Below are 12,474 nucleotides of genomic sequence, written 5' to 3' on the forward strand. Positions count from 1 at the left end.
AGAGGCACAAATATAATTATTAGTAGCGAGTTATAAGTGATGAGTGTTTAGTTTTTTATTTGTAAAAATTATCTTCAGAACTAATTTTTTATAAATCATCAGTAAAATGCTTTCTGGTTTTCTCTTTAGAAAACTTTTTTGCGTTGTAATTTTTTGATGCATTTTTAGGAATAGATAAAGATTGCCACTCTTCATTTAATAATAATTTTCCTAGATATACCAATTGTCCTACATGATAAGCATAATGACATAATTGTCGGTTGATAGCTTCAACTACAGTATGACCATGATTTCTGATATAAATTATTTTTTCAAGATCAGTTTCTTTAAGTGAATTGATAGCATTAAACAAACATTGCCATCCTTTTTCCCAATAATTTATAACGTCATTTTTGGTTTTAAAATTGTTTATAAATTCATCATCTCTATTACGCCATACTTTCTCTCCGTCTTCAGTTAAAAAATTGGTCCATCTAGAGAGCATATTTCCGCTTATGTGCTTTGAAATTATAGCAACAGAATTACTTTGGTTGTTGTGCTGAAAAAAGAATTGCTCATTGGTTAATTGTGTAAAAGTTTTATCACCCAAACTTTTATAATATTCAAATTGCTTTTTAACGCTGTTAAGATAGGAGTGTAACATGGATTTTTATTTCTTATTATCCGGAATGAATTTTAATGCAGCTCCGTTGATACAGTGGCGTTGCCCTGTGGTGTTTCTTGGCCCATCTTCAAATCGATGACCTAAATGTCCGCCACAAGTTTTGCATTTTAACTCGGTACGAGCATACCCAATTTTATAATCTACATCCAGTTCTATATTTTCTTTAATTGCTTCATCAAAAGAAGGCCAACCACAACCTGCATTGTATTTGCTATCTGATTTATATAGTGGAGTGCCGCAACCAGCACATACATAGGTTCCTTTTTCAAAGAATTGATCAAACTCACTAGAACCCGGTCTTTCAGTACCTGCTTCACGTAAAACATGAAACTGCATTGGAGTGAGTTTTTCTTTCCATTCTTCTCTTGTTTTTTCTACGGTATATTTTTTGTTTTCCATTTTTTTGTTTTGTGAAATTGATTGACAAGATGTTGCCACGATTAAAACTAGTAAGATGATGTTTAAAGGTTTCATAAGTTGGTTTTAATAAATTCTACTACTTTATTCATGGTAGCTTTATCTCTTAATATTTTAGTATGACCTAAACCATGTGTTATGAGTAAAGTTCCATTTTGTAGTTTTTGACGGATATTTACCGCACAACTTACACCAACATCTCCATCAAGTGTATCATGAACTACCAAAACAGGAGTTTTTATATCTTTGGCCTTTTCTGAGCTGGAATAATCATCTACATTTATGTTCCATTTTTTATTAAAATGTCTATGTAATTTAGATGCTATAATAGGTTTTAGTTGAAGGTTTTTAATAAAATCATTAATAATTGTACTCACTTTATCTCCAGAGCCAACAGTTACAAAGTTTTTTAGATCTAGCTCATTAGCACAGTTGTATAAGGTCATTCCGCCAAAAGAATGCCCCACAGCACTTACAAACGGACCAAAATCTTTATTTAATTGCTTAATGGTTTCAATAAATTCAATCATAGAGGTACGTTTCCCTTCTGACTTTCCGTGAGCAGGACCATCAAAAGAAATCACCATACATCCATTTTCTAAAAGTTTATCTGCAAGCGTATATAATTGAGTGCTTCTACCACACCAACCATGTACCAGTAATACTTTTTTTGTTGAATATCCGTAGGATAAAACATCAATCTCTTGACCTAAACTTTCAACTTTTACTCGTTTTTTTTGAGCACTTTCCCACATTACTTGTTCTCTCTTAGGAACACTAAAATTAACAGGAGTTGTAAATAATTTATCGGTAAAAATTACTGTTAATTTGCTAGAAAAAAGTTGTAAGCTTTTAGCAATTAGCCTAATAGAGCTGGGTATAGCAATGCTTGCTGGTAAGATTTTTAAGGTAGTGAAATAATCCATTATTACTAATAAATGACAGTAAATGTTATAAAGATAGAAATTTTGTATATTTAAATTCTGAAAAAACTACACATTTGTAGTATTTAGTAGTTAATAAAAATCAAAAGAAAAATGAAAAGAATTTTTTTACTGGCACTTACTTCTGTTTTATTTATAGAATGTAGTACTGTGCCAATTACAGGAAGACAACGTGTTAATTTTGTAAGCGATGCTGAAATACTTCCTATGAGTTTTCAACAGTATAACGGTTTTTTAAAAGAAAATAGTGAAAAGGTGGTTAAAAACACGCCTAAAGCTAACGAACTTGTAGCAGTAGGTAAAAATGTTGCAGCTGCTGTTGATAGATTTATGCGTGCTAATGGTATGGAGCAAGAAGCAAATTCATATAAATGGGAATTCAATTTAATTGATGATAAAACTATAAATGCTTGGTGTATGCCAGGAGGAAAGGTAGTTTTTTACACCGGTATTATGCCTATTTGTGCTAATACTGATGGTATTGCTGCAGTAATGGGGCACGAGGTAGCTCATGCATTTGCTAAGCACGGACAAGAGCGTATGTCATCTGCACAAATACAACAATTAGGAGGAGCAGCTGTAGCTTTAGGTACACAGAATAGTGAACAACGCGATATGTGGAATATGTTATATGGAGTAGGCTCGCAACTAGGAATGTTAAAATATAGCCGAACACATGAAACTGAAGCTGATAAATTAGGATTAGTTTTTATGATTATGGCTGGTTATAAAGGAGAGGAAGCAGTAAATGTGTGGGTAAGAATGGGACAAGAAGCACAAAAAAGCGGTAGTCAAGCTCCGCCAGAGTTTTTAAGCACGCACCCATCAAATCAATCACGTATAGCAACTTTACGTAGCTATTTGCCAACAGCCAAGAAGTATGCGGCTAAGTTTAATCAACAAGCTCAAACATACCAAAACCAAAAAAGTTAAGGCAAAATAACTAACAAAATAGTTTTACTATATTGCAAACCGTTCTTATTTTAAGAGCGGTTTTTTTGTTTCTAAAAACGAAAGCATTAAAAAAATAAAAATACATATATGCATACAATAGGTGATAAGAAATTAATTAACGGTTGGGCTTTTTACGATTGGGCCAATTCGGTATATTCATTGGTAATTAGTACAGCAGTTTTTCCGTTGTATTATGATGCTATTACAGAAGGAAAAACTGTTGAGTTTTTAGGAATTGATTGGAGTCATCCTAGTAGTTTATATAGTTATGCATTGTCTTTTTCATTTTTAGTGGTAGCTTTTATGTCGCCAATTCTTTCTGGTATTGCCGATTATACTGGTAGCAAGAAAAAATTCATGAAATTCTTTTGTTGGCTAGGAGGTTTGTCAGTAATGAGTTTGTATTTTTTTAAAGGAATTGATACTGTTTGGATTGGTATTGTTTTTACTGTATTGGCTAGTATTGGTTTTTGGTCTAGTTTGGTGTTTTATAATGCATATTTACCAGAAGTAGCGTTACCAGAACAACAAGACAGAGCCAGTGCTAAAGGTTTTATGTTTGGATATGCTGGATCTGTAATTTTATTAATCATAAATTTAATAATGATTCAAAAACCTGAATGGTTTGGTATGGATAGTGGATTAGCTTCCCGTATTTCATTTGTATTGGTAGGGTTATGGTGGATTGGTTTTGCACAAATTACTTTTAATAGACTCCCTGAAAATGTATACAACAAAAAACCGGAAAGTGATTATTTATGGAAAGGATATCAAGAATTACAGATTGTTTTAAAGGAGGTACTTAATTATCCTACACTTAAACGCTTTTTAATTTCTTTCTTTTTATTGAGTATAGGTGTTCAGACCATTATTTTAATGGCTGCTATTTTTGGTTCTTCAGAATTAGGGTTGTCATCAACTAATCTGATAGTTACGATTCTATTAGTGCAAATAGTTGCTATTTTAGGAGCTTTTTTATTTTCTAGGCTATCTGATAGGTTTGGAAATATTTCCACCTTAAAATCTACTATTGCTATATGGATGTTAGTTTGTTTTGCTGCATTCATGTTAGATAAGAATCAAACGAATGTAGATTTATATTTTTATGGATTAGGTGGTTTATTAGGATTGGTGCAAGGAGCTATTCAATCGTTAACTCGTTCAACCTATTCAAAATTATTGCCCGAAACAGAAGATCATGCAACCTATTTTAGTTTTTATGATGTAACAGAAAAAATAGCTATTGTATTAGGAACAGCTGTATACGGAATTTTATATGCAATTACTGACTCAATGCAATGGAGTGTACTATGTTTAGCAGTATTCTTTTTAGCTTCCTTCATCATATTAAACACTTTAAAGAAAACAAAATATGTGCAATAAGTAAGTATTATATTTTATATCCAAGAAAAGCTGATTTTTAAAAAATCAGTTTTTTTTATTTCATCTACTATTGTATTTGTTTTTCTAATGTTAAAATACTATTTCTATAAGTTTAATTTATAGTGAAATAAAACTTAAAAATTAAGCTATTGAATATCAATAGCTAATAAAGTCGTAAATTTGGTAGAAACCATTTATTAACCAACTTAATAATATTAAACAATGGAAAACAATAATCATTTACACGCATCATCTAATCAAGGTAAATGTCCACATCATCATGGAAATGGGGAAGATGGTACTACGGGAGCTTATCCAGAACAAGATTCAAGTAAAAAATGTCCGGTAATGCATGGAGCTATTACTTCAACCGCATCATCAGTGACTAGTTGGTGGCCAAAAACATTGAATTTAGATATTTTACATCAGCATGATACTAAAACAAATCCTTTAGGAGAAAACTATGATTATCATGAAGAGTTAAAGAAGCTAGATGTTGAAGCTTTGAAAAAGGATATGCACCATTTAATGACGAATAGTCAAGATTGGTGGCCTGCCGATTGGGGACATTATGGCGGTCTTATGATTCGTTTATCTTGGCACTCAGCAGGTTCATATCGTATTGCCGATGGTAGAGGTGGTGGTGGTGCAGGAAACATTCGTTTTGCCCCTTTAAACTCATGGCCAGATAATGTAAGCTTAGATAAAGCAAAACGTTTATTATGGCCTATTAAAAAGAAGTACGGTAATAAAGTAAGTTGGGCAGATTTAATTGTGTTAGCAGGTACTATTGCCTATGAAAACATGGGGTTAAAAGTTTATGGATTTGGTTTTGGAAGAAATGACATTTGGCATCCAGAAAAAGACACTTATTGGGGAGCTGAAAAAGAATGGCTAGCACCTAGTGACGAACGTTATGACAGTGTTGATAAGCCAGAAACGATGGAAAATCCATTAGCAGCGGTACAAATGGGATTAATTTATGTAAATCCTGAAGGAGTAAATGGTCAACCAGATCCTTTGAAGTCAGCTGCACAAGTTCGTGAAACCTTTAAGCGTATGGCTATGGATGATGAAGAAACAGTAGCTTTAACAGCAGGAGGTCATACCGTAGGTAAAACTCATGGTAATGGAGATGCTAGTATTTTAGGACCTGAACCAGAAGCTGCTGGTGTTGAAGAGCAAGGGTTTGGATGGAAGAATCCTACACAAACAGGCAAAGGTCGTTACACGGTAACAAGTGGAATAGAAGGAGCGTGGACAAAGCACCCGACACAATGGGATAATGGGTATTTTGAAATGTTATTCAATCATGATTGGGAATTACGTAAAAGTCCTGCTGGAGCATGGCAATGGGAACCAACAAATATTAAAGAAGAAGATAAACCAGTAGATGTAGAAGATCCATCAATCCGTCATAATCCAATTATGACTGATGCTGATATGGCCATGAAAATGGATCCTATTTATAGAGAAATTTCATTGAAGTTTATGAACGATCCTCAATATTTCTCAGAAACTTTTGCACGTGCATGGTTTAAATTAACACATAGAGATATGGGACCAAAGGTTCGTTATTATGGACCAGATGTACCTAAAGAAGATTTAATATGGCAAGACCCTGTTCCTGCAGGAAAATCAGATTATGATGTAGATGCAGTAGCAAACAAAATAGCTAATTCAGGATTGTCTATTTCAGAAATGGTCTCAACCGCATGGGATAGTGCACGTACCTATCGTGGTTCTGATATGCGTGGTGGTGCTAACGGAGCACGTATTCGTTTAGCTCCACAAAAAGATTGGCAAGGAAACGAACCACAACGTTTAGCTAAAGTTTTATCAGTCTTAGAACCTATTTCAGCCGAATTTGGTATCAGCGTTGCTGATGCTATTGTGTTAGCAGGTAATGTAGGAATTGAAAAAGCTGCTAAAGCTGCAGGTTTCGATGTAACCGTTCCGTTTTCACCAGGTAGAGGAGATGCTACTGATGAAATGACAGATGCTGAATCTTTTGAGTATTTAGAACCCTTAGCTGATGGATATAGAAACTGGCAAAAGAAAGATTATGTAGTAAGTCCGGAAGAAATGATGTTAGACAGAACGGAGTTATTAGGATTAACAGCACCAGAAATGACAGTTCTAGTAGGAGGTATGCGTATGTTAGGTGCTAATTATGGAGGAACAAAACATGGAGTGTTTACTGATAATGAAGGTGCTTTAACCAACGATTTCTTTGTAAACTTAACCGATATGAAGTACGAATGGAAACCTGTGGGTAATGATTTGTATGAAATTAGAGATCGTAAAACAGGAGAGGTAAAATGGACAGCAACACGTATGGATTTAGTGTTTGGTTCTAACTCTATTTTACGTTCTTATGCAGAGGTTTATGCACAAGATGATAGTAAAGAAAAATTTATAAATGACTTTGTAAAGGCATGGGTAAAAGTAATGGACGCTGACAGGTTTGATTTAGCGTAATATAAATAGTTAACAAAAAAAAGATGGGACTTCTCCCATCTTTTTTATTTCATTTAAATTTCAAAACTAAACCCAAGTACAATATTTCTTCCCGGATTTAATATGCCATCTGATTTTAATCTTGATAGATGATTGATGTATTCTTCATCAAACAAATTTGTAATTGATAAACTTGTATTTACTTTGTGTTTACCTAACATAACATCGCCTCCTAAACCAAAGTTTACTAAAGTATATCCGTTTGTAGGAGTTTCAAATATGCTAACTTTATCTTGCTTTAAAAAAGTATGAGCACTTAAAGAAATATATCCTTGTTGAAATCCATCAAAACTAAAATCAGCAGATAAAGTATTTTTGAAAGTATTTGCAGGAATTAATGGTAAATAATTTCCGTTATCTTGCTCACCAATTACCATTTCAAAGCTACTACGCAAGTGTAACCAATCTAATGGATGTGGGTGTAAGTGTAGTCCAAATTCACCACCGTATAATTTTGCATTTTCTTGTTGGTATTCAAACACAGGTGCATCATCTTCAATTTCGCCTGTTGGAAATAAATAAATATAATCGTTTAAGTTATTGTAAAATCCATTGGCAAAAAGTTCAAAATGGTCTGAACCATATTCTAAAGAAAGATCTAACTGCAAGCTTTTTTCGTTAGATAATTCGCTATTTCCAACTTCAAAACGATTCACCCCGTGATGTACACCATTTGAGGTTAATTCCGCTAAATTTGGCGCTCTAAATCCGCTAGAAATATTAAAACGCGTGTTAATTTTATTAAACAATGTAGTTTTGTAACCAAACGAAGCTGTAAAACTATTGAAAGATTTATCTATTGGCTCAAAAATGTGTATTTCATCTTCATGCTCTACTTCATGTCTTTCTGTAGAAATAGATCGATTGTCAAATCTGATTCCCGCTTGAAAAACATGGCTTTTCCATTCATAATTAGCAGTAGCAAATGCACCAATGTCATTGGTAGTGGCATCTGGAATTAAAATTTCTTCACCAAAATTTTCATTAGTTTGATGCATTCCTTGTACACCAATTAAAGCTTCTATCTTACCAAATTTTGGTAAATGATATTTGGTGTTGTACGAAAAAGTTTTAAGTTTTAAAGACATTGCAGCTTCACCTTCAGCGTGTTCTTCATGTTCTTCTTCTGTTTCTTCCTCTTCATGGTCTTCGTGCTCTTCAAATTCTTTTCTATCATTTATGATATAGCCCAAATCAATATCCATTTTTGAATTCTTAAAAAAGATATGGTTATGCAAACTGATAATATGATTATCTATTTCTTGATAAGGCGATTCCATATCAGTTTCTCTAGTCTGCTCACCAATTCCTTCTGTCAATCCTAAAAGAGAATTGTTGTAATTATAACGTAATTCAGATGAAAAATTAGTTTCACTTAATCCTACTCCTAATTTTAAATCTTTTTCTTTAAACCGAGTATTGCTAACTCTTTGATTTGTTGGAATTTTATAGTCTGAATGAAAAGCATAAGTACCACGAGCCAAAAATTGTAATTTTTCTGTTGAGGTTTTGATACCTACAGATGTATTACTACCAATAGTATTACTAAAATAACGTTGGCTAATGCCAATTTGTGTGTCATTTTCGCTTGCAAATTTTTCAGGATTGATGTATAAAACACCACCTAAAGCATCAGAACCGTAGAGTAGAGAAGAAGGTCCTTTAATAACCTCAATGCTTTCAACTCCAGCATCATTAACCCCTAAGCCATGTTCACTTCCAAATTGCTGATTTTCTAATCGAACACCTTGCGTATATACCAAAACTCTATTACCACTAAGACCTCTAATTACTGGTTTTCCTATAGATGTTCCGGTAGAAACCTGAGAAACTCCAGCAATATTGGTAATTCCTTCAGATAAAGTAGTAGCTCCAACTTTTTGTAAAGACTTTGCTGATAGGCGTTCTACTTTCATCACATTTTCTGATTGTAATTTATTAAAAGGAGTCGAAACTATTACTTCATCAATAGTAAAAACAGCTTCCTCTAATTGTGCGTCAAAAGTTTGGTTGTCGCTACTGAAAATGAATGTTTTAGAAAGGGTTTTATAACCTAAAAAAGTTATATTTATAGTGATTTTCCCGTTTGGAATATTCTTTAAGGTATATGTACCCTGTCCATTAGTTATCGTACCTTTATGTAATTGCGGAGCGTAAATCTCTACTCCGTATAAAGGTTGATTATTTGTATCTGTTATAGTTCCTGATAGATTGTTTTGACTGTATACAGCCGTAAATCCTATTAAAAATAGGATGTATAAATATTTTTGCATGTGTTTTTATTTTACTATTAATTTTGTATGTATAAACTGATTAAATAGTAAAATAAGGTGGAGCTCTTGATGATTTTTTAGAAAGATAAACAACCTTAGTTTGTTGAGGTTGTTGAATAAATTTTTCTACATAATAATGTTGTGGAACTACCTCATAGTCCGAAGTAATTTCAGTATGAAAAATTTGATGTTGATAGTGTAATTGCGAACAGTCTAAATCACTATTATCATGAAAATGGGCATCATTTTTTGAAGTACAAACAGTATGATGATGATTTTCAAACGCATGAACTACTTGTATAGCCATTGGAGTAAGCAAAACAAGTAAACTTAATAATGCGATATGTTTTTTTAGCGTTCTCAGAATTCTTCTTTTAACTTTTTAGGTTTATAATTTTAAACCTATTGAAAATGCGATTGCAAAATACAAATATTCTTTGTTAGTTACACTTACAACTTAGCTTAAAAATTGTTAATTTAAATAATGCTTTTCATAGAGTTTAACTTTACTTTTTTATAAAAATCTTTTTACCAGCTTTATAAATACCTAATGCAATAAACCCAATAACTAATCCTGATAAAAATTCTCCAACGATTGAAGGTAAGGGTTTTACTAGTTCGTGAATAAAATGAATTTTATGTACAAAAATGCCTCCTGCAACTAAAAATAAGGCAATAGTACCAATGAAAGCTAAGCCTTTAATAACTTTAGGTAAAGCATTTACAAGTAGGTTACCAATTTGATATGTGAAGTTCTTTTTTCCGTTACTTAGTTTTATGAAACGGTAACCCAAATCGTCCATACGAACAATTAAAGCAACAATACCATACACTCCAATAGTAGCTATTATAGCCACTACTGATACAGAAAGTATTTGTGTTAGTAAGGGTTGTTCAATACTTACCACAGTTCCTAAAGCAATGATTATAATTTCAACCGATAATATAAAATCGGTAACAATTGCAGATTTGATTTTATCTTTTTCACGAACCAAGATCTCTTCTTTAGATAAATTTTCTGATAAATTAGCTTTCGTTTTAGTCTGCTCGTGAGGGACAAAATATTCATAAACCTTTTCGGCTCCTTCAAAGGCTAAATAAATAGCACCAATAAGTAAGATTACAGTTATAGCAACAGGAACAAAAGCACTTAAAATAAATGCTAAAGGTAAAATGATGAGTTTGTTTAAAAATGATCCTTTAGTTATTTGCCATAAAACCGGAATTTCTCTTGAAGATACAAATCCTGAAGCTTTTTCAGCATTTACAGCTAAGTCATCTCCTAAAATACCTGCCGTTTTTTTAGTGGCAATTTTACTCATAGAAGCTACATCATCCATTAATGCAGCAATATCATCTAGTAAAACAAAAATTCCTGAAGCCATAGTTTTTATTTTCTTTATTCTTTAATGTATACTGTTCCTTTTTGTTTGAAATTAGAATAACCAATTTTTGCGGTAAAGTCGTATGAAGAATCAGTTACTTTGGTTATTTGAACAAAAATAGGGTCTTTATCTAATTTAGTTTTTGGACTTTTCATTCGCAAAGTATATGCGAAGTTATTTTTCCATTTAATGAACAGCGTGTCAATATGTTTTTCTTCTTTGACAAATGTAGCGCTGTCATTAGAGATGCTTACATTTTTTGTAAACTCTTCAATTTGTAACGAGTCTTTACGAACAATTATGGTCTTACCATAACCATCACCCGCAGGAATTTCAAATGTACCGTACTTAAAACGCTCTGCACTTCCTTTAGGTTGGTTGGTACAAGAAGCGATTAAAATTGATAATATAAAAGTTCTCGACACAAATTTGCTTATGCTTCGCAAATTCACTCGAACTGACAAGTCTTTTCTCTTTTCTCTTTTCTCTTTTCTCATCTACCTATATTCCTGTGTAATTAGATGGAGTTATTTGTTTCAATTCGTTTTTAATTGCTGATGAAACCTCTAACGTATCAATAAAATCTGCAATTGATTGTTGGGTGATTTTAGCATTGGTACGTGTTAATCCTTTTAATGCTTCATACGGATTTGGATAGCCTTCACGACGTAAAATAGTTTGAATAGCTTCCGCAGCTACCGCCCAGTTATTTTCTAGATCTTGCTCAAACTTCTCTTGATTTAACAATAACTTGTTCAATCCTTTTAAAGTGGCTTTAAAAGCAATTAACGTATGCCCAAACGGAACGCCAACATTACGTAAAACCGTACTATCTGTTAGATCACGTTGCAGACGAGAAATAGGCAATTTAGCAGCTAAATGCTCAAAAATAGCATTGGCAATTCCTAAATTTCCTTCAGAATTTTCGAAATCAATTGGGTTTACTTTATGAGGCATTGCAGATGAACCGACTTCTCCTTCTTTAATTTTCTGTTTGAAATAATCCATAGAAACATACGTCCAAATATCACGATCTAAATCAATCAAAATATTATTAATACGTTTCATCCCATCAAATAAACTCGCCATGTGATCGTAATGTTCAATTTGAGTGGTTGGAAAAGAATGATGTAACCCTAAAACATCTTCTACAAAATGAGTTCCGAAGTTTTTCCAATCAATATTCGGATAAGCAACCTTATGAGCGTTGTAATTACCCGTGGCACCACCAAACTTTGCAGCACTTGGTATGTGTTGCAATTGTAAAACTTGTTGATTGATACGCTCTACAAACACAAAAATTTCTTTGCCTAATCGAGTAGGAGAAGCTGGTTGACCGTGCGTACGTGCTAACATGGGTACATTTTCCCATTCTTCAGAAAGCTCAGCTAATTTTGATGCTAAACAATCAAGTTCAGGAAAATAAACTTCTTCAATAGCATCTTTAATACTCAACGGAATTGCAGTGTTGTTAACGTCTTGTGATGTTAATCCGAAGTGAATAAACTCTTTGTATTTTTGCAAGTTTAAATTGTCAAACTTTTCTTTGATAAAATACTCAACCGCTTTTACATCATGGTTGGTAACGCTTTCAATCTCTTTAATTCTTAGCGCATCCTCTGTAGAAAAATCTTCATAAATTCTACGTAGATCAACAAAAACAGTTCTGTTGATGTCTTCTAATTGTGGTAACGGAATTTCGCAAAGCGCAATAAAATATTCAATTTCTACCTTTACGCGGTATTTTATTAAAGCTTCTTCAGAAAAATATTGAGCTAAATCGGTTACTTTGTTTCTGTATCTACCGTCAATAGGAGAGATGGCGTTTAAACTTGTTAAATTCATTTTTGTTAGTTGTGTTGAAAGACACAAAAATATCAAAAATGTAAGGTTTAACTAAGTATTTTTAGTAGATATTTTTATCTTCACGGTTT

The 12,474-nt window shown here is 32.8% G+C and carries 11 protein-coding genes; 3 read left to right on the forward strand and 8 right to left on the reverse strand.

The genetic code is table 11. From position 1 onward, the window contains the following. Positions 1-88 precede the first annotated feature (88 nt). From SLH33_RS01210 to SLH33_RS01220, 3 genes are all read right to left on the reverse strand, one after another. The gene (locus SLH33_RS01210; RefSeq protein WP_320417235.1) at positions 89-643 is read right to left on the reverse strand and encodes a DUF1572 family protein; all 555 of its coding nucleotides are present in this window, start codon (positions 641-643) and stop codon (positions 89-91) included. A 6-nt stretch (positions 644-649) separates the two neighbouring features. Continuing rightward, the gene (gene msrB, locus SLH33_RS01215; protein ID WP_320417236.1) at positions 650-1,063 is read right to left on the reverse strand and encodes a peptide-methionine (R)-S-oxide reductase MsrB; all 414 of its coding nucleotides are present in this window, start codon (positions 1,061-1,063) and stop codon (positions 650-652) included. Between the two features lie 71 nt (positions 1,064-1,134). After that, positions 1,135-2,007, reverse strand: coding sequence for an alpha/beta fold hydrolase (locus SLH33_RS01220; RefSeq protein ID WP_320417237.1), 873 nt, complete (start codon positions 2,005-2,007; stop codon positions 1,135-1,137). 111 nt (positions 2,008-2,118) lie between these two features. Here SLH33_RS01220 and SLH33_RS01225 point away from each other — a divergent pair, with 111 nt between their 5' ends. From SLH33_RS01225 to katG, 3 genes are all read left to right on the forward strand, one after another. Further along, a complete protein-coding gene (locus tag SLH33_RS01225) occupies positions 2,119-2,958 on the forward strand; it encodes a M48 family metallopeptidase (protein WP_320417238.1) in 840 nt (279 codons plus the stop codon). 108 nt (positions 2,959-3,066) lie between these two features. Continuing rightward, positions 3,067-4,362 carry an MFS transporter gene (locus SLH33_RS01230; RefSeq protein WP_320417239.1) on the forward strand — a complete coding sequence of 432 codons (1,296 nt, stop codon included), beginning with the start codon at positions 3,067-3,069 and terminating at the stop codon, positions 4,360-4,362. Positions 4,363-4,584: 222 nt separating this feature from the next. Beyond that, a complete protein-coding gene (gene katG / locus SLH33_RS01235) occupies positions 4,585-6,843 on the forward strand; it encodes a catalase/peroxidase HPI (protein WP_320417240.1) in 2,259 nt (752 codons plus the stop codon). Positions 6,844-6,896: 53 nt separating this feature from the next. On the opposite strand, the gene SLH33_RS01240 is transcribed toward katG, so the two are convergent. The 5 genes from SLH33_RS01240 to purB form a co-directional block, all read right to left on the reverse strand. Further along, positions 6,897-9,155 carry a TonB-dependent receptor gene (locus tag SLH33_RS01240; RefSeq protein ID WP_320417241.1) on the reverse strand — a complete coding sequence of 753 codons (2,259 nt, stop codon included), beginning with the start codon at positions 9,153-9,155 and terminating at the stop codon, positions 6,897-6,899. A gap of 40 nt (positions 9,156-9,195) precedes the next feature. Then, the gene (locus tag SLH33_RS01245) at positions 9,196-9,462 is read right to left on the reverse strand and encodes a hypothetical protein (RefSeq protein WP_320417242.1); all 267 of its coding nucleotides are present in this window, start codon (positions 9,460-9,462) and stop codon (positions 9,196-9,198) included. A 199-nt stretch (positions 9,463-9,661) separates the two neighbouring features. Further along, entirely contained in the window at positions 9,662-10,540 is an 879-nt protein-coding gene (locus tag SLH33_RS01250) for a DUF808 domain-containing protein (protein ID WP_320417243.1), read from the reverse strand. Positions 10,541-10,554: 14 nt separating this feature from the next. Then, entirely contained in the window at positions 10,555-11,037 is a 483-nt protein-coding gene (locus tag SLH33_RS01255) for a hypothetical protein (RefSeq protein ID WP_320417244.1), read from the reverse strand. A gap of 4 nt (positions 11,038-11,041) precedes the next feature. Next, a complete protein-coding gene (gene purB / locus SLH33_RS01260) occupies positions 11,042-12,385 on the reverse strand; it encodes an adenylosuccinate lyase (protein WP_320417245.1) in 1,344 nt (447 codons plus the stop codon). Between the last annotated feature and the right edge of the window lie 89 nt (positions 12,386-12,474).

The organism is Tenacibaculum sp. IB213877, from assembly GCF_034043975.1.
Lineage (GTDB): Bacteria > Bacteroidota > Bacteroidia > Flavobacteriales > Flavobacteriaceae > Polaribacter.